This window comes from Streptomyces pratensis, assembly GCF_037137275.1.
Taxonomy (GTDB): domain Bacteria; phylum Actinomycetota; class Actinomycetes; order Streptomycetales; family Streptomycetaceae; genus Streptomyces; species Streptomyces pratensis_B.
In genome coordinates this window covers 101172-125357 of sequence record NZ_JBBBEN010000045.1, presented here as the reverse complement: position 1 = coordinate 125357, position 24186 = coordinate 101172, and the positions used below count along the sequence as shown (strand labels likewise).

The 24186-nt window shown below is 72.0% G+C and carries 18 protein-coding genes; 14 read left to right on the top strand and 4 right to left on the bottom strand.

The genetic code is table 11. The features are described from left to right. Nucleotides 1-239: 239 nt before the first annotated feature. Nucleotides 240-464 (bottom strand): tautomerase family protein, encoded by a 225-nt coding sequence (locus V9U70_RS01020; protein WP_336672477.1) that lies wholly within the window; start codon nt 462-464, stop codon nt 240-242. Continuing rightward, nucleotides 452-4330 carry a non-ribosomal peptide synthetase family protein gene (locus V9U70_RS01015; RefSeq protein ID WP_336672476.1) on the bottom strand — a complete coding sequence of 1293 codons (3879 nt, stop codon included), beginning with the start codon at nt 4328-4330 and terminating at the stop codon, nt 452-454. The genes V9U70_RS01020 and V9U70_RS01015 overlap by 13 nt, the downstream gene beginning before the upstream one ends. A gap of 317 nt (nt 4331-4647) precedes the next feature. Between V9U70_RS01015 and V9U70_RS01010 the strand changes: the two genes are divergently transcribed. The 14 genes from V9U70_RS01010 (at nt 4648) to V9U70_RS00945 (ending at nt 21629) form a co-directional block, all read left to right on the top strand. Continuing rightward, nucleotides 4648-4953, top strand: coding sequence for a chorismate mutase family protein (locus tag V9U70_RS01010; protein WP_336672475.1), 306 nt, complete (start codon nt 4648-4650; stop codon nt 4951-4953). Then, on the top strand, nt 4950-7037 hold the full coding sequence (gene pabB / locus V9U70_RS01005; RefSeq protein WP_336672474.1) for an aminodeoxychorismate synthase component I: 2088 nt from the start codon (nt 4950-4952) through the stop codon (nt 7035-7037). Before V9U70_RS01010 ends, pabB begins: the two co-directional genes overlap by 4 nt. After that, nucleotides 7034-7909 carry a prephenate dehydrogenase/arogenate dehydrogenase family protein gene (locus V9U70_RS01000; RefSeq protein ID WP_336672473.1) on the top strand — a complete coding sequence of 292 codons (876 nt, stop codon included), beginning with the start codon at nt 7034-7036 and terminating at the stop codon, nt 7907-7909. The genes pabB and V9U70_RS01000 overlap by 4 nt, the downstream gene beginning before the upstream one ends. Nucleotides 7910-7964: 55 nt before the next feature. Further along, complete coding sequence (locus tag V9U70_RS00995; protein WP_336672472.1) at nt 7965-9641, top strand: class I adenylate-forming enzyme family protein; 1677 nt, start codon at nt 7965-7967, stop codon at nt 9639-9641. Further along, the gene (locus tag V9U70_RS00990) at nt 9638-10267 is read left to right on the top strand and encodes a mycothiol-dependent nitroreductase Rv2466c family protein (RefSeq protein ID WP_336672471.1); all 630 of its coding nucleotides are present in this window, start codon (nt 9638-9640) and stop codon (nt 10265-10267) included. The genes V9U70_RS00995 and V9U70_RS00990 overlap by 4 nt, the downstream gene beginning before the upstream one ends. 115 nt (nt 10268-10382) lie before the next feature. Next, on the top strand, nt 10383-12998 hold the full coding sequence (locus tag V9U70_RS00985; protein WP_336672470.1) for an ATP-grasp domain-containing protein: 2616 nt from the start codon (nt 10383-10385) through the stop codon (nt 12996-12998). Further along, nucleotides 12995-14236, top strand: a complete 1242-nt coding sequence (locus tag V9U70_RS00980; protein WP_336672469.1) for an MFS transporter — start codon at nt 12995-12997, stop codon at nt 14234-14236. Before V9U70_RS00985 ends, V9U70_RS00980 begins: the two co-directional genes overlap by 4 nt. Continuing rightward, nucleotides 14233-15435, top strand: a complete 1203-nt coding sequence (locus V9U70_RS00975; protein WP_336672468.1) for an ATP-grasp domain-containing protein — start codon at nt 14233-14235, stop codon at nt 15433-15435. The genes V9U70_RS00980 and V9U70_RS00975 overlap by 4 nt, the downstream gene beginning before the upstream one ends. A 13-nt stretch (nt 15436-15448) precedes the next feature. After that, complete coding sequence (locus V9U70_RS00970) at nt 15449-16402, top strand: PLP-dependent cysteine synthase family protein (protein WP_336672467.1); 954 nt, start codon at nt 15449-15451, stop codon at nt 16400-16402. A 26-nt stretch (nt 16403-16428) separates the two neighbouring features. Next, on the top strand, nt 16429-16998 hold the full coding sequence (epsC, locus tag V9U70_RS00965; protein WP_336672466.1) for a serine O-acetyltransferase EpsC: 570 nt from the start codon (nt 16429-16431) through the stop codon (nt 16996-16998). Next, nucleotides 16995-18293, top strand: a complete 1299-nt coding sequence (locus V9U70_RS00960; protein ID WP_336672465.1) for an ATP-grasp domain-containing protein — start codon at nt 16995-16997, stop codon at nt 18291-18293. Before epsC ends, V9U70_RS00960 begins: the two co-directional genes overlap by 4 nt. Further along, on the top strand, nt 18290-19558 hold the full coding sequence (locus tag V9U70_RS00955; RefSeq protein WP_336672464.1) for an ATP-binding protein: 1269 nt from the start codon (nt 18290-18292) through the stop codon (nt 19556-19558). The genes V9U70_RS00960 and V9U70_RS00955 overlap by 4 nt, the downstream gene beginning before the upstream one ends. Further along, the gene (locus V9U70_RS00950) at nt 19555-20835 is read left to right on the top strand and encodes an MFS transporter (protein ID WP_336672463.1); all 1281 of its coding nucleotides are present in this window, start codon (nt 19555-19557) and stop codon (nt 20833-20835) included. Before V9U70_RS00955 ends, V9U70_RS00950 begins: the two co-directional genes overlap by 4 nt. 107 nt (nt 20836-20942) lie before the next feature. Further along, a complete protein-coding gene (locus V9U70_RS00945) occupies nt 20943-21629 on the top strand; it encodes a DNA methyltransferase (protein WP_336672462.1) in 687 nt (228 codons plus the stop codon). A 111-nt stretch (nt 21630-21740) separates the two neighbouring features. Here the strand turns inward: V9U70_RS00945 and V9U70_RS00940 are convergent, their stop codons facing one another. Both V9U70_RS00940 and V9U70_RS00935 read right to left on the bottom strand, forming a co-directional pair. After that, nucleotides 21741-22745 (bottom strand): histidinol-phosphate transaminase, encoded by a 1005-nt coding sequence (locus V9U70_RS00940; RefSeq protein ID WP_419723909.1) that lies wholly within the window; start codon nt 22743-22745, stop codon nt 21741-21743. Nucleotides 22746-22873: 128 nt separating this feature from the next. Further along, nucleotides 22874-23863 carry a hypothetical protein gene (locus V9U70_RS00935; RefSeq protein WP_336672460.1) on the bottom strand — a complete coding sequence of 330 codons (990 nt, stop codon included), beginning with the start codon at nt 23861-23863 and terminating at the stop codon, nt 22874-22876. Between the last annotated feature and the right edge of the window lie 323 nt (nt 23864-24186).

The window sequence follows — 24186 nt, the reverse complement described above, 5'->3', positions numbered from 1 at the left end:
GCGCCCAGGAGCCGGGCGCGGAGGGTGGGGGGGCGCGCACCCGCGCGGGTGCGCGGCCGCACGCGGGACCATGGTCCCGTATCCGGCTGTCGCCCGACGCGTCGGCGGATGACGGAGGCGGGCGCCGGTGCGGGCCGCCACGACGCCCCTCCTCCGCGACGAGCGGCGACGCCGGCCCGGCTCGCCCGGGACCGGTTCCGGGCGCGTACCGGCGTACCTCGGGGACGACCGGCCGGCGGTCAGTAGTCGGGCGTCTTGATCAGGGCGTCCCGGCGGTCCGTGATCTCGGGGCGGTAGACCTGCTCGTCCCAGAGGTCGGGGTCGACGGGGTGGAGGGCGATGGAGACGACGCCCTCGTCGCAGGCGAACGCCTTTTGGACCGCTGCCGTCAGCGCGGCGGCCAGCTCGGCCCGCTGGTCGGGCGTGAGGGACTTCGGGAAGTGCTTGACGGTCAGGTGGGGCATGTCCGATTCCTTGTCTGCCGGGTGGTCTCGCGGTGGATGGCCTTGGCGAGTTCGTCGACGCCCGGGTCCTTGAGTACCCCGTAGTGGTCCGCGTCCAGGAGGACGAGGGCGGGGGCGGCGGACCCGTGGACGGGTGTGCGCTCGATGAAGGAGGGCGCGTCGCCGCGGGCCTTGAAGACCGTCACGGGCGCTTGTACGGGGAGCTGGCCCGGGACGGTGAGGTCGTAGGTGAACGGGTAGGTGAGGCACACCACCGCGGTCACCCGGCGGATCAGCTCCGCGTCGAGCTGCGGGAAGCGGCGGATCACGAACGCAGTGAAACTCTCCTGGTCGTGCGCGGCCCTCAGACAGGCGTCCAGGAGCGGGCCTCTGGTCGTGGCGCCGAAGACGGAGAAGAGGGTGGTGACGAAGGCCGGGTCGGTGAAGTCGGCCGCGGCCCGGTCGCGGGCGTCCCTGCCGGGCAGGTGCGGCGAGCCCGGCGCCAGCAGGAACAGCTGGTCCACCCGGGCGCCCGACTGCTCCAGCTGCCGGGCTGCCTCGAAGGCGACGCGGGCGCCGAAGGAGTAGCCCCACAGGGTGTAGGGGCCGTCCGGCTGGACATGGCGCAGCAGCTCGATGTCGGCCCGGGCCATCTCCTCGACGCTGGGGAACGGTGACTCGCCGCTGTTGACGCCGTAGGCCTGGACGCCGTGGAACGGGCGGTCCCCGGCGGTGCGGGCCGCGAGCAGGCGGAGGTTCATCGGGTAGCCGCCCAGACCGGGCCAGCAGAACACCGGCGGTGCGCAGCCCCCGGGGCTCAGGGTGATCAGCCGGGACGAGGCCGCGGTGTCCGGGGCGTCGACGCGTTCGGCCAGTCGCTCCACCGTCGGGGCCTCGAAGATCACCTGGAGGGGGAGCGAGCACCCGAACGCGCGGTTGATCCGGTTCACCAGGGCGACCGCCACCAGGGAGTTGCCGCCGCACGCGAAGAAGTCGTCCAGGACGGAGACGACGTCGCGTTTCAGCGCCGCCTTCCAGAGGTCGCAGATCCTCGACTCGGTCCGCGTGCGCGGGGGGACGACCCGCCGGTCCCCGCACGCCGCTGTCCGGTCGGCGTGCGCGGCCAGGGCTTGGGTGTCGCTCTTGCCGTTGGGCGTCTGCGGCAGCCGGTCCATGACCAGGATTCTGTTGGGCAGCATGAAATCGGGCAGCAGGGCGGCCAGGTCCTCCTTGATCAGCTCCGCGGGGCCCTTCATGTGGACGACGTCCTCGTTCATGCCCTCGTGGGCGAGCTGCTCGTCGGTCACCCGGCCGCCGACGAAGAAGTACGACGGCCCCACGGGCCGCCCGGCGCTCCGGAGGATGCCCCCCATCCGCCGGGCGGACGGCAGGTCGTTGCCGGTGCGCGAGCTGTAACCCGAGGACATGAAGCCGAGGTTGCCGGTGTTCAGCATCAGGTGCTGGAGCCTGCGGCCCAGGCCCAGGTAGCCGCGCCGCTCCTGGCCGGCCCGGCTGACGAGCGTGATGCCGAACGAGGCCCGCTCGTACACCGCCTGGTTGATGGCGATGACGTGGCGCTTGAGGACCAGCTCGTCGGAGAGCCGCTCCAGCCGCCCGTCCTGGTACAGGTACTGGCCGGGAGGCAGATCGGCCCCACCGCCCGGGTGGAACTGGACGTAGACGTCGGCCGCGTCCCTCTCCCGGTGGTCCGGCTCCGGGTCCCAGGGGGCCAGGGCGAAGCTGCCCAGGTAGTAGTCGTCCGGCGCACATCTCAGCCGCTCCCGCTCGCGGGGCTCGTCCAGGGCGTCGCCGACGGCGAGGCCGTAGGCCGGCAGGAGTTCGTCGAACAGACCGACCATGTGCCCGGCCTCGATCTCCAGGACCTCACGGATGTTGTTCCGGTAGACGGGCTCGATCGCCCGCCTGCGGCCGATGAAGTGCAGGCGGACCCCTGGAGCCGTGTCCGCCGCCTCCCCGGTCCCGGCCTCCTGCGTCAGGTACAGCTCGTGGCGGAGCGGGTGGTAGTAGTAGCGCCCCGGCCGCAGGCCGTCGACCCCCCGGATCTCCAGGTGCAGCTGGGTCGCGTAGAGCGATCCGGGCGAGGCGTAGGCGTATTTCGGCAGCAACCGCTCCCGGCTCAGGAAGGGCCCGAAGTCGCGGAGGAGTTCGCCCAGTTCGGCGCGTGTGATCTCCTCCGGGGCGCGGGGCGCCGCCCCCTCCACCCGGCGGCCCAGGGCCGCCAGCAGGTCCTGGGAGCCGACGGGTCCGCCCTCGTAGAAGCGGTACGTCTTGCGGGCGAAGGCGCGGCGGCGCTGGCGCGGGGTCGCCGCGGCGCCGGGCAGGGCGACCGCCGTCCAGGAGGACAGCTCCTCGGCGTCCCGGACCCCGGGGCTCGACAACTGGGCCCTGACCTGGAGCTTGGACTCCTTCGACAGGTGGTGGGCATCGTGGTTGCCCTGGTCCATCAGCGCGGCCTGGCGGGCGCTGAGCTCGATGCAGGCGACGAGGGTCTGGAAGCCGGTGTGCGGGTCGTCGCGCACCAGGACCGCCGCGTTCTTCACCCAGTCGTGGGCCTCGATGGCCAGCCGTATCTCGTCCAGCTCGATGCGGAAGCCGCGCAGCTTGACCTGGCTGTCCGTCCGGCCCGCGAACTGAAGGGTCCCGTCCGGGTTCCAGGACGCCAGGTCGCCCGTGCGGTAGAGCCGGTCGTGGGGGGCGGGGTCGCCGAACGGGTTCGCCACGAAGCGGTCGGCCGTGAGGTCGGGGCGGTGCAGGTATCCGCGAGCCAGCTGGACGCCGCTGATGTACAGCTCGCCCGTCCCGCCGGGCCCCAGCGGCCGGCGGTGCTCGTCCAGGACGTAGTGGCGCAGACCGTCCACGGGGGTGCCGATCGGGACGGACCGGGAGCCGTCGCCCAGGGCCGCAGGATCGACGGTGTGGGCCGAGGTGTTGATGGTGCACTCGGTCGGCCCGTAGACATTGACGAGGGCGCAGTCCGGCAGGATTTCCGCGCACTGCCGTGCGAGGCTGCGGGAAAGGGCCTCGCCGCCGCTGAAGATGTGCGTCAACGAGGTGCACCGGTGCAGTTCGTCGGTGTCCACAAGGGCTTGCAGCAGGGTGGGGACGCACTGGACCGTGGTGATCTTCTCGTGGACCACGGTCCGGATCATCAGGTCCGGGTCGCGGTGAATTCCCGGTGCTCCGAAAACGACCGTACTGCCGCAGGCTGGGGCCAGGATCTCCCACTGCGCGGCATCGAAACTCATCGGGGTCTTCTGGAGGACGACCTGCGCGGAGTCCAGGCGGTACGTCTGCCGGAGCCAGTTCATCTGGTGCACGATGCTGTGGTGCTCGATCATCACGCCCTTGGGTTTTCCGGTGCTTCCCGAGGTGTAGATGACGTAGGCGAGGCTCTGTGGATCGGGATGTGGCAGGGGAGTGCTCCGTGTTTCGTCGGAGCTCTCCTTCCGGAAGGCCGCCACGTCCTCCCACGTGATGATCGTCATGGCTGAGGGGGCGATTTCCTCCAGTCGTTCCCGGAGGGATTCCTGGCAAAAGGCGACCGTGACCTCGGCGTCCTCCAGCATGTATCGGAGGCGCTCGTCCGGGTAATCCGGTGAGAGAGGGAGATAGGTGCCGCCGGCGAAAAGCACCCCCCAGGCGCCGATCATGAGATCGAGCGAGGGGTCGACCAGGACGCCGACGCGGCCGTCCCTCGACACTCCGAGGTCCCGCAGGCGCCGGGCCAGGTCAAGACTGTCGGCGACCAGCTCGCGGTAGGTGAGGGTGTCGCTCCCGTGCCGGACGGCGATGTCGTCCGGGCGGGTCACCACCTGTTCGATCAGTAGATCTGTCAGACATTTATCGACGACACCCGGATTCCCCATCGTATTCCCCCATGGTAATCCGCCTTCCCGTCGACGGAATGCTGGAGAGTATGCGATCGGCCAACTCTTCTTGGCAAGTGGGTCCGCGCGGACGATGGGTGCGCTCCGGTGCCGGAGTGCGTTTGGCCGCACCTTGCGGCAGGCCGCGCACGCAGCTTCGGCAGCTCGAAATCTACGCCCGAAAGTGTCGCTTTGCCCCCCTATGTCAACCCCTGGATTGTGTGCAGTGCGGTGACCCGAGCCATGGAAGTCGTGGCGTACCCGCAGAGGGCCCGGCAGAATCCGGGGAAGCGGAATATCCGGGGGAGGGGCCAATCATGCTGGAAAATGACCCGGCAACAGAGCTGACTATTGATGAGCTGCGGGCGCGGCTCGACGTGATCGACGAACGCTTCCTTCAAGAGCTGCGCGCCCGCATCGAAATATGTGTGGAGATCGGTCACTTCAAGCGGGAGCGTGATGTGCCCATGATGCAGCCGCACCGCATCGGCATCGTCCAGGAGCGGGCGGCCCGGTTCGGTGAAGAGCACGGGATCAACCAGGAATTCCTCCGCCGGCTGTACGACCTGATCATCGAGGAGACCTGCCGGGTTGAGGATCTCGTCATCGGCGAGACCGTATGAGAACGCTGCTGATCGACAACTACGATTCCTTCACCTACAACCTCTACCAGCTTCTCGGTGAGGTGAACGGCTGCCCGCCGGTGGTCGTCCGCAACGGCGCCGACTGGTCGGACCTGCGCTTCGAGGAATTCGACGCGGTCGTCATCTCGCCCGGCCCCGGCCGGCCCGACCGGGAACGCGACTTCGGCGTCAGCGCCCGGGCCATCCTGGACAGCGGGCTGCCCGTGCTCGGGGTCTGTCTCGGCCACCAGGGCATCACCCACCTCTTCGGGGGCCGGGTCGACCTCGCCCCCGAGCCGATGCACGGCCGGATCTCACCGGTGCACCACGCGGGCGACGGCGTCTTCGCCGGCCTGCCCTCGCCCTTCGACGTCGTGCGCTACCACTCGCTGGCCGCCACCGAGGTCCCCGACGAGCTGGAGGTCACCGCCCGCACGGAGGACGGCGTCGTCATGGGCGTGCGGCACCGGACCCGCCCCCTCTGGGGCGTTCAGTTCCACCCCGAGTCCGTCAGCAGCCAGTACGGCCGCGAACTGCTCGCCAACTTCCGGGACCTCGCGCTCGCCCACGGGCGGACCCGGGAGCAGAAGGCCTCCTACGCCGTGCACGTCCGCAAGGTCTGGTCACAGCTCGACACCGAGGCCGCCTACCGGGAGCTGTTCGCCGGCAACGCCCACAGCTTCTGGCTGGACAGCGCCAACGTCATCGAGGGTCTGTCCCGGTTCTCCTTCCTCGGCGACGGCTCCGGGCCGCTGGCCGAGTACGTCACCTACCGGGTCGCCGACGGCGTCGCCACCGTCACCGCCCCGGGCCGCCCCGACCAGGGCGAGGAACTCATCGAGCAGGGCTTCTTCGACTATCTCGACGAGCAGTTGAGGGCGCGCGAGGCGCCGGTCCCCGAGGGGCTGCCCTTCGAGTTCAACCTCGGTTACGTCGGCTACCTCGGCTACGAGATGAAGGCGGAGACCGGCGGCGCCGCCGTGCACAAGTCCGAGACGCCCGACGCCGCCTTCCTGTTCGCGGACCGGATGCTCGCCGTCGACCACGTCGAGGGCGTCAGCTACCTCCTCGCGCTGTCCCGGGGCGACGACACCGAGGCCCTGCGGTGGCTGACCGAGACCCAGGCCCGGCTGCTGAGCCTGCCACCGGCCGCGGACACCGAGCAGCCGGCCTTCGACGGCGTCGGCATGACCGATCCGGCCGCGGTGGGCACTGCTGTGCCGCGCCACGACAAGGACGCCTACCTGGCCCGGATCGCCGAGAGCATGGAGGAGATCCGGCAGGGCGAGACGTACGAGGTGTGCCTGACCAACACGGTCACGCTCAAGGCCAGGATCGACCCGCTGCGCACCTACGCCCGACTGCGCCGCATCAGCCCCGTCCCCTACGGCGCGCTGCTCGACTACCCGGGGGTGGCCGTGCTCAGCGCCTCGCCCGAACGGTTCCTCACGGTCGGCACCGACAGGGTCGCCGAGTCCAAGCCGATCAAGGGCACCCGGCCGCGCGGCGCGACCCCCGAGGAGGACGCGGCGCTCCGCCAGGACCTCCTCGGCCACGAGAAGGACCGCGCCGAGAACCTGATGATCGTGGACCTGATCCGCAACGACCTGAACACGGTCTGCGAGATCGGATCGGTGCACGTGCCGCGGCTCTTCCACGTCGAGACGTACGCGCCCGTGCACCAACTGGTGTCCACGATCCGCGGCACCCTGCGGCCCGGGGAGACCGCGGTCTCCTGCGTCCGCGCGGCGTTCCCCGGCGGCTCCATGACCGGCGCTCCGAAGCTGCGCACGACGGAGATCATCGATCGCCTCGAAGAGGGGCCGCGCGGGGTCTACTCCGGATCGGTCGGCTGGTTCTCGCTCAGCGGTGCGACGGACCTGAACATCGTCATCCGCACTCTGGTCGTCACCGACGACCAGGCCAGCTTCGGCGTCGGCGGAGCGATCATCGCCCTGTCGGACCCCGAGGAGGAGTTCGAGGAGACGGTCGTGAAGTCGCGGGCGGTGGTCACCGCCGTCCTCTCGACAGCCCTGGACCCGGAGCAGGACCAGGACCGGACCGACCCGGGCGGCGACCGGTGATCCAGCACGTCGTCGTCGTCGGCGGGGCGGGCGCGGTCGGCGCCCTGTTCACCGAACGGCTCCTGGAAACGGGTGCGGCGGTCACCGTGGTGGACTCCGCCGCCTCCGGGCGGTCCGACGAACGGGTCCGCCGGATACAGGGCGACGTCACGGCCGCGGACCCGGCCCTGGCCGCCGAGCTGGGCCGGGCGGACCTCGTGGTCCTCGCCCTGCCCGACGCGGTGGCCCTCGCGGCCGTCCCCCGGATCGCGGACGTCCTGTCCTCCGGCGCCCTGCTCGTGGACACCCTGTCCGTCAAGCAGCCCATGACCGAGGCGGTCCGCACCCACGCGCCGAACGTCCAGGCCGTGGGGGTCAATCCCATGTTCGCGCCGTCCCTGGGCTTCCCGGGGCGCCCGGTGGCGGCCGTCACGGTCAACCCGGGCCCGCTCGCCGAGGAGTTCCTGACGCTCGTCGAAAGCTGGGGCGCCCGTGTCGTACGCGTCGACGCGGCCGAGCACGACCGCCTGGCCGGCGCCGCGCAGGTGCTGCCCCACGCCGCCGTCCTCGGCTTCGGGCTCGCCCTCGCCGGGCTCGGGGTCTCCGCCGCCGACGTGCGCGAGGTCGCCCCGCCGCCCGCGAACACCCTGTTGGCCCTGCTCGCCCGGATCGCGTCCGGAACCCCGGAGGTCTACCGGGACGTGCAGAGCGCCAACCCCGAGGCGGCGGGCGCGCGCGAGGCACTCGCCGCGGGTCTCCACCGGCTCGCCCACGTCGTCGAGGCCGGCTCGGAGGCCGACTTCGCCGCGATCCTGGCGGAGCTGCGCGACTATCTGGGCGGCGATCTCGCCCACCACCGCGACACCTGTGCCCGGCTCTTCACATCCGTCTGAGCCGACGCACTCCCGGCTTCATCACACATGCACGCGTGCTTTGGAAGGTGTACCCGTGAACAGTTTCGCCCCCAGCGTCCTGACGCCGCAGCAGCGGGCCGATCTCGCCGCCGACCCCGCCGTGGGCGGAGGCAACCTCCTGCGCTCCGCGATCGCCGCGAACCCGCGGCCCGACGAGCGGTTCATCCACTCCTCCCGCCCCATCGCCACCGCCACCGGTGAACTCCGCCAGGACTTCAGCCTGATCGAGTTCGACGCGCTCGCCCAGGCGTGGTCGGCCTGGTACCTGTCCCAGGGCGTGCAGACCCGCGACCGGGTCGCGGTCTGGTTCGAGGACTCGATCGCCTACTCCCTGCACTTCCACGCCCTCGCCCAGATCGGCGCCGTCGCGGTGCTGATCAACTCCAACGCCCCGCAGGCGATCGCCGCCTCCCTGCTGGAGCAGACCACCCCCGTCGGCCTCTACGCCGACCGGGCACGTCTGGACATCCTGGGCGACACCGGTGAACTGGGCCTCCAGTGGGTCCAGTCCCTGGAGGAGCTGCCGGCCCCGCCCGACGCCACGCTGGCCGAGTCCTCGTACTGGAACCACCACGACGAAGACCCGGTCGTGATCCTGCACTCCTCCGGCACCACCGGCCGCCCGAAGCCGACCCTGCACACCCACCAGTCGATCGTGGCGGGGCCGAAGTTCCGCCTGGTCGACCACACCGAGCAGCCCGGTGCGCTGATGATGACCGCGCTGCCGCAGTCCCACCTCGGCTGCGTGGCCTACACCGTGTACGCGGTCCTCGGCGGCACCCCGATCGTCGCCCTGAGCGACTGCAGCGGCACCGCACTGGTCGACGCCGTCAAGAAGTTCCAGCCGACCGCGGTGATGTCCTTCGCGCACGGCTACGCCGAACTCGCCAACCTCGACCTGCCCGTCGGCTCGCTCGACTCCGTCCAGGTGTGGACGTCCATCGGCGACGCCGTCCACCAGTCGCACATCACCAAGGTCCTCGCCCTGCGCAGCAAGGACCTCACGCCCTCGGCGTTCTTCGACCGCCTGGGCACCACCGAGCTGGGCTGGGGCGTGCTGCTCAAGGTCCGCACCCTGGAGACCGAGCGCAACGACCGCTGCGCGGGCAAGCCGGTCGGCGTCGCCGAGGTCGCCATCCTCCGCAAGGACGGCAGCCTCGCCGACGACAACGAGGTCGGCTTCCTCGCCGCCAAGGGCCCGGCCATCACCCCCGGTTACTGGGCGGACTCCGACACCACCTACCGCTACAAGCTGGCCGGCTACTGGCTGCCCGGTGACATGGCCTACCGGGACTCGGAGGGCGACCACTACCTGGTCGACCGGGCCGCGGACGCCATCGTGACCGAGGCGGGCACCGGTTACACGGTGTTCATGGAGGAGGTCATCCTCAACGAGGTGCCGGAGGTCGGCGACGTCGCCGTGATAGCCGGCCGACGCGGCGACACGGTGCTGCCGGTCGCGGTGGTCACCGCCGCCGAAGGCGTGGACGAGCCGGCGAAGCTGCTGCGGCGCGCCAACGAGGCGCTGGAGGCGGCCGGCCACCCGAAGCTGGCCGTCCTGGAGATCGCCCGCACCGAGGCGGACTTCCCGGTGGGCGTCACCGGCAAGGTCCTCAAGCGCGAACTGCGCAAGAAGTACGAGGACCTGCCCGCCTACGTCCGGCAGGCCGACAGCCGCTCCGTGGAGGCCACCGCGGAGGTCGGCGTATGAGCACCGGGACGACCGGTCCCGCCGGGACGGCGCGGGTCGACTTCTACTTCGACCCGGCCTGCCCGTTCGCCTGGATCACCTCGCGCTGGATTCTGGAGGTGCGCAACCACCGCGAACTGGACCTGCGTTTCCGCCTGATGAGCCTGTACGTCCTCAACGAGAAGCGGGAACTGCCGGACTGGTACCGCACGTTGGTGGACAATTCGCTCGCGCTGAACAGGGTCTGCACCGCTGCCGCCCACCAGCACGGAGAAGGGGTTCTGGGCGACCTCTACACCGAGCTCGGTACTAGGATTCACCCGGGAGGCGACAAGGACTACCTCGCCGTCGCCGCCCAGGCGCTCGACGCGGTGGGCCTCCCGTCCGGGCTGCTGGCGGCGGCGGACTCGGAGGAGTACGACGAGCAGCTGCGCCGCAGCCACCACGAGGGCATGGACCCGGTCGGGGAGGACGTGGGCACGCCCACGATCCACATCGACGGTGTCGCCTTCTTCGGGCCCGTACTCAACTCGATCCCCCGGGGCGAGGAGGCCGCGCGGATCTTCGACGCCGCGCGTGTCCTCGCGAACTACCCCGACTTCTTCGAGCTGAAGAGGACCCGGACCGGGAAGCTCAACTTCGGATGAGCCCCCACGGCGTGGCGGTCGCTTTCCACCGTGCGAGCGGCGGGAGCGGCCGCCACGCCGACCGCACAGTCACCGGACGGCCGGACAAGCGAACCGACGAGGGACCGAAGAAGACATGAACACAACGCCCCCTGCCGCAGCGGCCGCCCCCTCCCCCGACCGACCGGACGCCTTCGTGCTCACCGGCTCGTTCCTGGTGGTGTGCCGGGCGCCCCGATACCTGTCGGAACTGTCGCGCCGAGGGCTGAAGATCCTGCTGATCACGCCGTCCGCGTGGCGCGACGAGGCCCACCTCGCGATGAAGGACCCGGCCCATCCGGCCTCCGCCATCCACGAGATCGCCTTCGTCGACGGCGACGTCGCCCGGGAGAACTCCTACCTGCCCGGCGTCGTATCGGCCGGCCGCCGCTGGCGCGAGGCGTACACCATCGTCGGCGCCTACGCGGTGGGCGAGACCCAGGTCGAGCCGACCGGGCTGCTCGCCGACGCGCTCGGTCTGCCCACCCCCGGCCTGCGCGCCACCCGCGCCTGCCGGAGCAAGTACCTCCAGCGCTGGTACCTCCCGGACGTCAGCCCGGCCTCACTGATCGTCGCGGGCGAGGACCGCGACCTCCTCGACGCGCGGGCCGTGACGTATCCGGCCGTCGTCAAACCCGCCGGCCGCCACTCCAGCTCCGGCGTGGAGACCGTCGAGGGCCCCGACGCGCTGCGGTCCACGCTCGCCGGGTACCCGCCGCACGAGACGGTGCTGGTCGAGGAGCGGATCGCCGGCCAGGAGTACTCGGTGGAGAGCCTGGTGCAGGAAGGCCGCGTCGTCTTCGCCTCCGCCACCCGCAAGGAGACCACCGACTCGCACGCCCACACCTTCGTCGAGCTGTCGCACACCGTGCCCAACGACCGTCCGGACGCCGACGAAACGCTCCTGGACGCCAACGCGCGGATGCTGCGGGACCTCGGGTTCCGGGACGGCATCGCCCACTCCGAGTGGCGCATCGACGCCTCCGGGCGCGCCTACCTCATGGAGGTCGCCGCCCGCACGCCGGGCGACGGCCTGTGCGTCCTGTACGAACTGGCCACGGGGGTCCCGCTCGAACCCGAGATCCTCCGGATCGCCCTCGGCGAGCCCGCCGCCTATCCGGCCCCGCGCCGGGTGGCCCGGCAGGTGTACGTGGAGCACGTCCCCGGAGTCCTCGACGACGTGACGCTGGAAGGCTTCGACACCGTGCCCGCCTGGGTCGGCGACGGCGGACTGTGGCCGCGCGTCGAGCCGGGCGCGCCCGACGACGCGCCCACGCTGCGCGCCGTCTTCGTCCACAAGGACCGAGGCGTCCGGCTCGGCCCGCTGAGCAGCTCGGAGGACCGGGCGGTCTCGTTCTTCATCGACGCGCCGACGGTCCAGGAGCTCGACGCGCTGGAGGAGCGGGTGCGCGGGGCGCTGACCATCAGCACCACCCCCTCGGCGCCGGACACCGTCACCCACGTCCTGGTCGGTTACAGCCCGGTGATGCTCGGCCACCTCGACGGGCGGCTGCCGGCGGGCTCCGTGCTCGTCCTGGAGGAGCCGGCCGTGATCGCCGCCCGCGGGCTCGAAGGCCTCGCGGAGCGGCACCCCTGCGTCGGCGCGCTGCTGCCCGCGCCCAGCCAGGACGAGCGGCGCCCCGAACGGATCGTCACGAGCGTCCCGCGGCCGCCGCGGGTGCGCGTGGTCGTCCCCGTCGTCGAGTACGCGGTGGTGGTCGCCGCCGTGCTGGCCGACGCGTGGGGGCTGCCCGGGGCGGGCCCGGAGGCCGCCCGCGTCCTGCGCGACAAGAGTGTGCTGCGCGCCGCGCTGGCCGACGCGCCGATCGCCCAGCCCGTCTGGGCGATCGCGGAGAGCGCGGAGGACGTCGCCGCGTTCCGGGCCGCCCGGGGCGGGCGGTGCGTGCTGAAGCCGGCCGACCGGCAGGCCAGCCTGGGCGTCCAGCTGCTCGGCCCGGACGACGACGTCACCGAGGCGTGGGCGCACACCACCACCGCCGACGAGCCGACGCTGCGCGCCCCGAAGGAGCAGGAGGTGGGCCGCTGCCTGGTGGAGCAACTGCTGACCGGGCCCGAGGTGAGCGTCGAGGCCGTGGTCCACGAGGGCGTGGTCGGCTTCACCAACATCACCGCCAAGAGGGTCCGGGACTCCCGCCACCCCGTCGAGACGGGCCACACGGTCCCCGCCGACCTGCCCGGGGACACCGCGGACGCGCTGCGCGAGGCCCTCGTCCTCCTGGCCCGCGCCGTGGACTTCCGCTCCGGGGTGCTGCACTCCGAGTGGATTCTCCACGACGGCCGCCCCCACCTCGTCGAGTGCGCGGGCCGGCTCCCCGGCGGCGGCATCACCATGCTGATCGACCTCGCCTACGACACCGACATCCTGAACAACCTGCTGTACGTCCTGGAGGGCAAGGGCCGAATAGACGCCCTGCCCGCACGGCAGGGCGCGGCCGTCCGCTTCCTGGTCGCGGCTCCGGGGGAGGTCCGGGAGATCACCGGCGAGGCCCAGGCCGCGGCCGCCGACGGTGTGCACACGGTCCACCTCGCGGTCGCCCCCGGCGCGACGGTCCTGCCCACCGTCAGCTCCTGGGAGCGGGCCGGATTCGTCGTCGCCACCGGGGCGGACGGCGCGGCGGCCGGGCGGCACGCGGAGCGGGCGGCCGCGCTGATCGCCGTACGGACCGAGCCGGTGGCCGAGGAGTCCTCGTGAGCCGGGTGACCTGGCGGGACTATGTGCCCGCGAGCCCGGCGGGCCGTACCTTCGCCGTCATCTCCATGGTCAACGCGGTCGGGAGCGGCCTCTTCCTCGCCGCCTCCGCGGTGTTCTTCGTCCGCGCGGTGGGCCTGACGCCCGTCGAGGTGGGCGCCGGGCTGGCCGTCTCCGGCATCGTCGGCTTCCTGACGACGGTGCCGATCGGGGCGCTGGCCGACCGCTTCGGCGCCCGGCGCACCCTGATCGTGCTCCAGTTGTGGCGGGCCTGCGGTTTCGCCGCGCTGTGCCTGGTGCACGGCCCGGTCGGCTTCACGGTCGTCTCGTCCTGCCTGGCCATGGCGGAGGCCGCGACCCAGCCCATGACGCAGGCCGTGGCCTCCGCGACGGTGGCCCGCACCGACCGCACGCGCACCATGGCGATCATCCGCACGGTGCGCAACGTCGGCTTCTCCCTGGGCGCGCTGCTCGCGGCGCCGCTGCTGGCGGCGGACAGCCTCTGGGCGTACCGGAGCATCGTCCTCGGCACGGCCGCCGTCTTCGTCGCCTCCGCGCTGATGCTCACCCGGCTGCGCGTCGAAGGGGCCGACACGATCCAGCGCAAGGTCGGTCCGCTGGCGGCGCTCAAGGACTTCCGGGACTGGCGGTACTTGCTGCTGACCGGGCTGAACGGCGTGCTCAACCTGCACGTGACGATCCTGGCGGTGGGCATTCCGCTGTGGGTCATCTCCTCGACCTCGATGCCCGCGGGGCTGCTGCCCGGCCTGGTGCTGATCAACACCCTGATGTCGATCGCGCTCCAGGTCCCCATCGCCCGTGCGGCCGAGCGCGAGGGCGGCGCGAGCCGGGCCCTGCTGCTGGGCGGCTTCGCGATGGTCCTGTGCTGCGTCGCGCTCGCCGCCGCCGCGGGGCCCGCCTCCGCGTGGGCGGCGGCAGCGGTCCTGGTCACCGCCTGCGTGCTGCTGACGTTCGGTGAGATGTGGCAGGCCACGGGCGGCTGGGAGCTCTCCTACTCCTTCGCCCCCGAGGACCGCAAGGGCATCTACCTCTCGGTCTTCAGCCTGGGCGGCACCAGCCAGCGCATTCTCGGCCCCGCCCTCATCACCTCGGTGGTGATCGCGGCGGGCCCGGCGGGCTGGCTGGGCCTCGCGGTCGTGTTCTGCCTGGCCGCGCTTCTGGTCACCCCCGTGACCCGCCTGCTGCGGGTCACCCCTCCCGTGGAAGGGATCAGCTCATGAACGACTCCAGGGAGCTGCTGCTCGTCGGCATCGGCACGATGGGCCGTCCCTACCTCGACGCCGCCGCCCGGCTCGGCCTGCGGGTCCGCGCCGTCGAGTCGGCCGCCGTCTGGGAGAACCGCCCGGTCCATCTCGCCGAGCGCTTCTACCGGGTCGAGGGCGGCCAGGACGAGGCGTGGGCCCGGGGGGTGTCCGAGGCCGTCGCCGAGCGCAGGCCGGACGGTCTGGTCGCCTTCGCCGAGCCCCACGTGATCTCCGCCGCGCTCGCCCAGGACCGCCTGGACCTGCGGGGCCCCTCCCTCCACGCGGCGGTGATCTCCCGCAACAAGGCGCTGCAACGGGCCACGTTCGGCGCGTACGGCGTGCCGCAGCCGGCGTATCTCCAGGTTCCCGCCGTCGCGCGGGCCCGCGCGTGGATGCTGGAGCGGCTGCCCGTCGTGGTGAAGCCGCTGACGCTCGCCGGGAGCGAGGGCGTGGAGCTGGTCCGCACGGAGGCGGCGGTGGACGACGTCGTCGCGCGCCGCTCCGGCGAGGGCGCGGTGCTGGTCGAAGAGGCCGTCCAGGGGCCGGAATACAGCTGGGAGGCGCTGGTCCGGGACGGTGAGGTGCTGTTCGAGAACATCACCGCGAAGGAGACCACCGCGCCCCCGTACTTCGTGGAGTTGTGCCACCGCGTCGGCCACGTCTTCGAGCCCGCGCTCGCGGACCGGGTGGCCTCCCTCACCCGGTCGGTGCTCGACGCGATCGGGATGCGGACGGGCCTGGTCCACCTGGAGTTCAAGGTGGGCGCGCGGGGCCCGGTGCTGATCGAGATCGCGGTGCGCACCCCCGGCGACTACCTGCCGGACGCGATCGGCCTGGCGTACGGCTTCGACCTGTACGAAGCCGTTCTCCGGCTCTCCCTGGGGCTGCCCCTGGACGGCGTGGTGAACAGCCGGCCGGTGTCCTGGGCCGCCACCGTCTTCCCGACGGCGGAGCCCGGCACGATCAGCGGGATCACCGGGGCCGAGGAGGTCCTCGCGCACCCGGCCGTCGTACGGGTCCGGCTGCGCAAGGGGGTCGGCGACACCGTGCTGCCGCTGGCCTCCTCCTCCCAGCGCATGGGCCACGTCCTGATCAACGCCTCCTCGCCGGACGAACGCGAAGAGGCCCTGGCGCACGTGCACAAGACCCTGCATATCCATGTCGCGCAGAGCTGACCCGGAGGAACCCGTGGCGAACCCATCCATCACCGGCGTCGCCCACTCGTCCGAGGACCTCATCGGCGACACCCCGCTGCTGAGGCTCCGACTCGACGGGCTGCCCGCCGACGCCCACGTCCTGGCCAAGCTGGAGGCGGCCAACCCGCTCTCCAGCATCAAGGACCGGGCCGCGCTCTTCATGATGCGGGCCGCCGAGGCGTCCGGCGCGCTGCGCCCCGGTGCGACCGTCATCGAGTCGACGTCCGGCAACACCGGGATCGCCCTCGCCTCGCTGGCCACCGTGCGCGGCTACCCGTGCCGGATCGTGCTCCCCGACAACGCCTCCCACGAGCGGGTGCTGACCCTGCGGATGCTGGGCGCGGAGGTCGAGTTCACCGACCACGCCCTGGGCTTCGCCGGGTGCGTGGAGCACGCCGAGCGACTCCACGCGCGGACGCCGGGGTCCTGGTACGCGCGCCAGCACGAGAACCCCGACAACGTACGCGCCCATTACGAGTCCACCGGGCCCGAGATCTGGCGGGACTCCGGCGGCCGCGTCGACCACCTGGTGTGCACCGTGGGCACCGGCGGCACGCTCACCGGGATCGCCCGCTTCCTGCGCGAACGCAACCCTGGTCTCAACGTCGTGGCCGTCGAGCCGGAGGGCTCCGCGCTGCTGTCGGGGGGCCCGCCCGGCCCGCACCGCATCCCCGGCCTCAACGGCGGCTTCATCAGCCCGGTCACCGACACCGGCCTCATCGACGAGGTGGTCGTGGTCTCCGACGAGGACGCCGCGGCCACCACCCGCGCCATCGCCGCCACCAGCGGCCTGCTCGTCGGGGTCTCCTCCGGCGCCGCGGCACACGCCTGTGTCGAACTGGCCCGCCGCCACGACCTCGCGGGCGCCACCCTCGTGACCGTCTTCCCCGACACCGGCGAGCGCTACCTCAGTTGGTGGCCCGCAGAGGCCGAGCCGACCGGATGAGCGGCGGGCGGGGACTGTGCCGGCGGGTGCGGGAGACACTGGACGTCGTCGTCGCCCGCGACCCCTCGATCCGCTCCCGGAGCGAGGCGTTGCTGCATCCGACGCCGATCGCACTCGTCGGGCACCGTACGGGCAACTACCTCTACCGGCACCGTCGTTACCGCACGGCGCGACTGGTCTCCACGATGGTCAAGGCGCTCACCGGCGGCATCGAGATCCACCCGGGCGCGCAGATCGGGCAGCGCTTCTTCATCGACCACGGCTGCGGCGTCGTGATCGGGGAGACCGCCGTCATCGGCGACGACGTGTCCCTGTTCCACCAGGTCACGCTCGGCTCCACCGGCTGGTGGCAGGACCGCGGACGGGACGCGGCGGCCGGCGGCAGACGGCACCCCCGGCTCGGCAACGGGGTGACGGTGGGCACCGGGGCCACGCTGCTGGGGCCGATCACCGTCGGGGACGACGCCCTGATCGGCGCCCTGTCCCTCGTCCTGGACGACGTGCCCAAGGGCGCTCATGTGCGGATGCCGGCGGCCGGGGCCCGCACCGTCGCGTGCTCCCAGGCGCCCTCACCCGAGAATGGAACGGACCGATGAACCCCGAACGCACACTGCTGCTCGTCGGCGCCACCGACGAGACCCTCACCAAGGCCAGGGCGCTGGGCCTGCACGTGCTGCTGCTCCAGCACCCCACCAAGATCACACCGGAGCAGGAGAGTCTCGTCGATCTCGTCCGGGTCGTGGACTACACGCGGTGGGAGTCGGTGGAGCCGGTCGTCCGCGAGCTGTACGGGTCGCCCGGGTTCGCCGCGGCTCTCTCGCTGACCGAGCCGGGGCTGGAGGCCGCCGCGTCCGTCAACGACCTCTTCGGCCTCGGCGGCACCGGCCACGAGGTCGCCCTGCGGTTCCGGGACAAGGGGGTGATGCGCGGCCACTTCGCCGCGTCGGACCCCGACTCGGTCCGGTTCGCGCCGCTGCGCGACCGCGAGGACCTGGACGAGTTCGGTGACCGCCACGGCTACCCGTTCATCGTCAAGCCGACCAACGCCACCGCGAGCATCGGGGTGCGCCGGGTCGACGGCCCCGCGGACGCGGAGGAGGTGTGGGAGGAGGTGCGGCGGCTGTCCGGCACGCGGACCGACCGGGTCTCGACGCTCTTCGTGCTCCGGGACTTCCTCATGGAGGAGTACCTGGACGGCCCTGAGTACAGCGTGGAGTCCTTCAGCTTCGCGGGCCGCCACGTCGTCGTGGCGATCACCGAGAAGTTCACCGACCCCGCCCACTGCGCCGAACTGGGCCACGCGGTGCCCGCCCGGCTGCCCTCCGACGCACAGGAGGAGATACGGGCCGGTGTCGTCCGCTTCCTCGACCTGATCGGCTACCGGGACGGCGTCTCCCACACCGAGGTCCGGGTGGGCGAGAAGGGCCCGAAGGTGATCGAGAGCCACAACCGGGTCGCCGGCGACGTCATTCCCGAGCTCGTCCGCAGCGCGTACGGCGTCGACCTGATGACCCTCGCCCTCGGCTGGCCGTTCGGCCTGGTCGACGAGTTGCCCGACCGCCCGGTGGCCCACGCCGGCGCCAGCGTACGGGCCCTGGTGGGGGAGCCCGGGCGGGTGGAGTCGGTCGAGGGGGTGGCAGAGGCGCTGCGCCAGGAGGGCGTGATCGACGTACGGATCAGCGCCAAGCCCGGTGACACCGTCCGGGCCCTCCGGGACAACTGGGACCGGCTCGGCCTGGTGGCCGTGACCGGCCCCGACACCGCCGCCGCCGTCCGGCGGGGGGCAAAGGTCATCTCCGACACGATCAGAGTGCGGGTGGTGGGCGCCGACGGCCGGTCGGGCCTGGCCGAAGCCGCCCGGGTGACGGAGCGGACGGTGGAGTCGGCATGAGCGTCCTCATCCTGCACCGCAACCCGCTCGGCCCGTTCCCCTTCCGGGAGTGGCTGGCCGGCCGCACCGGCGACGTCGTCGTCCTCGCCGCCCGCGACCGGCTCGAACGGTCCGGCGAGGGGGTGTCCGCGAGCGACCTCGGATTCACGCTCCTGGAGATGTTCGACGACTTCGACCACGAGACGGTGACGGCCCGGGCGCTGGAGCTGGCCGAGGAGTTCGGCGTCACCCACGTCGTCGCCCACCACGAGGCGGACGTGGCCCGTGCCGCCTGGCTGCGCGAACGCCTCGGCCTCGACGGGGCCTGGCCCGCGGACGTCCGGCCCTTCCGCGACAAGGACCTGATGAAGCAGCTGGCGCGGCGGGCCGGCATCGAGGTCGCCCCGTACACCGTGGCGCGCACCGCCGACGAGGCCCGCGGGTTCGCCGGCCGGCACGGTTTCCCGCTGGTGTTCAAGGAGCGGGCCGGGTTCAACTCCGTGGGCCTGCGCATCCTCGGCGACGAGGACGCACTGGAGCGCTGCCTCGGGGAGGAGTTCTCCGGCCCCCCGCGTGAGGACGTGCTGCTGGAGGCGTTCGTCCCCGGCCGGATGTGCCACGTCGACGGGCTGGTGGTCGACGGCCGGACGGTGGCGGCGTGGCCCTCGCAGTACCAGTACGACCTGTCCTCGTTCGGGACCGACCCCGGGCCGCGCGTCGACCTCACCCTGGACGCGGAGGACCCGCTCACCCCGCGGCTGCTGGACCTGGTCGAGCAGACCCTGGCGGCGCTGAAGCCGCAGGGCTCCCGGTTGCGCGACCACGCGTTCCACGCGGAGGTCTTCCACACCCCGGACGGGCGGCTCGTCCTGTGCGAGATCGCCTGCCGGTCCGGCGGTGCGAAGATCCGCGAGGTGTTCCGGACGATGTTCGGCATCCACCTCGCCGAGTGCGTGACCCGCGCGGAGGCGGGCCTGCCGCTCCCCGGGTACGAGGAGGGCGCGGGCGACGGGCCGCTGCCGCGGCCGCGGTGCATGTCCGGCCAGGTGCTGACGATGAAGCGGCCGGGGCTGGTGCGCTCGCTGCCCGCGCCGCCGAAGGACCCCTGGGTGGAGGGCTTCTGGGTCTTCGCAGAGGTGGGCCAGGTGATCGCCCCCGCCTCCGGGTCGGCGGACTTCCTGACCGCGGCGGTGGCCTCGGCCCCCACCCGGGCCGAGTGCGAGCGCCGACTGCGCGAGCTCGGCGCGCGCGTGCAGGCTCGGACGGAGATCGTGGAGACGCCGTGAAGAAGCCCTCGAACCAGGCCAGGTACATGGCCGGGATGGTGGTCGACGCCACCGGCAGCGGCATGTACCTCCCGCTCTCGCTGCTGTACTTCCACCACGTCACCGGGCTGCCGATCACCCAGATCGGCGTCATCCTGACCTCGGCCGCGGTGGTCGGCCTGGTGAGCAACCCGGTCGCCGGGGTGCTCATCGACCGGTTCGGCGCCCGCACCGTCGTCGTCGGGGGGTACCTGCTGCGCGCCGCGGGGTTCTGCGCCTACCCGTTCGTGGACGGCGGGCTGGTCATGTTCCTCGTGGTGCTGCCGGTCACGCTGGGGGACATGTCCTTCCCGCCGGCGATCCAGTCCTTCGTGGCCGAGATCGTGCACGGCACCGACCGGGACAAGCTGCTCGCCGCCCAGCGCAGCCTGCGCAACGCCGGCCTGGGCGTGGGCGGGCTGCTCGCGGGTGCGGCGCTGGCCCTGGACAGCGACTCCGCCTATTACCTGATCGTGGTCCTGGTGGCCGTGGGGTATGTGACGGCCGCCGCGCTCATCCGGACGATCCCCACCGACCGGGGGGCCCCGCCCGCCGGGGGCCGGGTCTCCCGCAGGGGCGGCTACCGGCTGGTGGCGCGCAACCGCCCCTTCCTGAGCCTGACCCTGCTGAACGTGCCGACCGCCTTCGGGTACATGGTGCTCTCGGTGAGTCTCCCGGTGTACCTCACCCAGGAACTGGACGCGTCGAACTCCCTGGTGGGCGTCCTGTACGCGGTGAACACCGTGGGCATCGCCCTGTTGCAGATCCCGGTGACCCGCCACCTGACCGCCTACCGCAGGACGCGGGCCATGGCGCTGGGCACGGTCGTCTTCGCCTTCTCCTTCTGCTTCTTCGCGGTGCTCGGCGCCTTTCCGAGCGGCACCCTCGTGCTCGTCGGCGTCTTCGCCGCCACGCTGGCCTTCACCGTGGGCGAGCTGCTCCACGGGGCCACCGCGTCGGCCCTGGTGGCGCACGCGGCGCCGGAGGAGACGCGGGGCCGTCATCTGGCGGTCTACCAGCTCTCCTGGGCCGTCCCGACCGCCCTCGCCCCGGCGGTGCTGACCGCGCTGCTGTCGGTGTCCGCGGTCGGCATGTGGCTGCTGCTCGCGGCCGGCGTGACCGGTTCCGCGCTGGGGGTGCTCCGCCTGGAGCGGCGTCTTCCGGAGGCGGCGGTGCGTACGCGGCCGAAGGCTGCGGAGGAGACCGTGCCGGTGGAGGAGGGCGGGCCGGTGGAGGAGCGCCGCCCGGTGGAGTCCTGAACCGCTGAACGTCCGGACGGCCGTTCCCCAAGAGGGCGGTTCCGGTGAACGTGTCCATGATGAAGACCGCTCCGACGCTCGTCGGCGGCGGCATACGGAAGGGTTGTGTGGTTTCGGTGGGGGTTCGCAGTTGGCTGGTGCTGGGGGGCGAGGACCCGGAATACGCCGTCGCCGGGGCGGCGGGGCAGAGTGGTCTGGTCAGCCAGTTGAGACCGTTGATCGCCGAACTGAGCGCCCCCGGCGACCTGGTGTTCGACCCCTTCGCCGGCTGGGGGACGACGCTGGTGGCGTGCGCGGCCGAGGGCCGCCGGGGGGTCGGGCTGGAGATCAACGAGGCCCGCGCGGAGGAGGCCCGCCGACGGGTCGAGTCCTGTCCCGGGCAGCGGATGCTGTGCGGAGACGCCCGCAAGCCGCCGCTGGAGCCCGGCTCCGTGGACCTGGTCCTGTGCGATCTCCCGTACTTCGGCACCGACCTGGACGTCGATGCGGCGGGCACGGGACAGATGTACGCGCTGCGTGACTACGACGACTACCTGGCCGCGCTCGACGAGACCTTCGCCGCCGTCGCCGGCGTGATGCGGCCGGGCGCGTATGCGGTGATCGCCGTCCAGAACCGCCGTGTCGGGGGCTCCTTCGTCCCGCTCGCCTGGGACGCCTCACGGGTCCTCGGTCGCCATCTGACGCTGGGCGACGAGCGCGTCCACCTCTACGACCGGCCGGTGACCGGCGGCGACCCGATGCTGTCGAACCGTGCGCACGAGTATCTGCTGATGGCGATGAAGCCCGCCGTGTGACGACGGCCCGGTCGCTCCCGCCCCTCCCTCTCCTGCTCCGGCCCCGCCCGATGGGACGGGGCAGGGGCGGGGGTGGGAGGGGCGCATGCGATCACCCGGGCGGGGGCGGAGTCAGGACCCGGCGCCGCCGAAGCGGGCGGCCACGCCCAGCACGACGTCGTTGGCCTCGGGCTCGCCGATGGTGACGCGGGCCCCCTCGCCAGGGAACGCCCGGACGTGCGCCCCCGCGGCCTCGCAGGCCCGGGCGAAGTCCTCGGTGTCCGTGCCCAGCGGCAGCCACACGAAGTTGGCCTGGGAGACGGGGACGCCGAGCCCGGCCGCGCGCAGCCCGTCCTGGACGCGGTTGCGCTCCTCGACCAGTTCCTCGACCCGTGCCAGCAGTTCGTCCTCGGCGCCCAGCGAGGCGACGGCCGCGCTCTGCGCCATGCTGTTGACGCCGAACGGCACGGACGACTTCCGTATGCGGGACGCGATCGGCTCGTGGCAGACCGCGAAGCCGACCCGCAGCCCGGCCAGGCCGTACGCCTTGGAGAAGGTGCGCAGCACGATCAGCCGGGGGCGGTCCCGGTAGAGCGCGATGCCGTCCTGGACGGACCGGGCGTCGCGGACGAACTCCCGGTAGGCCTCGTCCAGGACGACGAGCACGTGTCCGGGAAGCCGGTCCAGGAAGCGCTCCAGCTCCGCGTGGTCCACGACGGTGCCCGTGGGGTTGTTGGGGTTGCAGACGATCAGCAGCCGGGTCCGGTCGGTCACCGCCCGGGCCATCGCGTCCAGGTCGTGGCTGTGGTCCGCCCGCAGCGGCACCTCCACGGCGGTGCCCCCGTAGAGCCGTGTGAGGTGCGGGTACGCCTCGAACGAGGGCCAGGCGTAGACCACTTCGCCTCCCGACTCGCCCAGGACGGAGTGCAGGAGATGCGCGGTGACCCCCACGGAACCGGCGCCGACGGCGAGGTGGGCGGCGGGCACGGAGAAGCGCTCGGAGAGCGCACCGGTCAGCTCGGTGACGAACCGGTCGGGATAGCGGTTGATCCGGCCGCTTTCCCGGTGGAGCAGTTCTTGGACCGAGGGCAGCGGAGGATAGGGGTTCTCGTTGGCGGAGAGGGAAAAAGGCGGCACGCGGCACCTTCCGGCACCGAAAGGCGCGGACCGGAATCCGGCGTCGCGCCGCGGTGCATACAAGGGGTAGGAGGAATGCGCGCCTGCATCCGAGGAGGTGACGGCTCGGGGGCGTCGCGGCGCCAACCCTACGAGGTGCGTCTGCGGCCCGCAAGATCCTTCCGTTGAACTGCCGCGTCCTTGTACCGGGCGGCGCGGGCCTCGACGGCCGGGTGCACGTCGGACTGCCCGGGGCAGGTCCCGGTCGCTTCGGCGCGTCCCATCAGATAGCCGAGCTGGAGCCGGTGCTGCGCGGAGTACTCGTCCTTGAGCCGCGCGATGTGCGACTGGAGCGAGCGCAGGCTGAGCCCGAGTCGGCGGGCTATTTCCCGGTCGGAGCGGCCTTCGATGAGCAATTTGCATATGACGTCGCGCATGTCGGGAATGACTTCCGCCGCGGCGTCGGCGGCCCGTACGGGGAGAAAGGGGTAGGGCTCGGCCCGGTCCCACGCCCGCTCGAACATGTCGGCCAGGAATCTCACGACGGCGGGCTCCGTGACGAGGGCCACCACCGTGCGCTCGGCGTTGGCCGGTATGAAGGCGGTGTGCCGGTCGACGATGATCAGGCGCTCGAAGAACTCCGCGAGGGTCCGGACCTGTCCGCCGTATCCGGCCACCGCCCGTACGTAGTCCTTCGTCGGCTCGTCGAACCGGGTGCTGTGCTGGTAGAGGGTGCGCATGAACACCCCCGAGTCGATCTGCTTGCGCACCCCGGCCAGCGCCTTCTCCAGGACGGCGCTGGGGCGCGGCCCGTCCGGCTGGGCCGTCAGGATCTCCTTCCTGGACTTGTCCACGACGCTCTGGATGGCCGCGCCGATCTCCGGCAGGCCGTGAACGTAGGTGAATCCGCAGGTCGACTGCTTCCGGGGCGGCGGGGCCTGCCAGGTGGGCTCGGGCTGGGGGGTGGCCTCGGCCACGAGGGTGCGGGACAGTTCGGCCAGTGTCTCGGCCAGGCGCAGCATCGTTCCGTGGCTGGATGTCGGGGTGCCGCCGGGCTCGCCCCCGAAGGTGTGGGCGGAGTGGTCCGAGGGGTCGGAAACGTCGTCCGGCCGCGCTCCTGTGTGGCTTTTTGTTCCCATTTGAATCCCCCGATTTACGGCATTGCACTGACCCGAAGTATCCGTGATCATTCCTGAATGCTCCAACGGTGGCAGGGTTGACGGAGGGATCATACGGCTGCGGCGGTGTGGCTGGATAGGGACTTCCCGGGGGGCTTCCGTGGGTTCTTCCCGTTCCGCCGGCCGGCCGGTCCTCGCCGCTAAGCGGGATTGTTTATTCCGCTTTCGGTCATGCAAGAGAGATCACTCTTCGCCCGTCCCGGTCGACGGCCGCGCGGGCGAAGCGGAAAGTACACCTATGCCTTGGGGGGCTTCTATGTTCGTATGGTCGATATCTGCGCCTT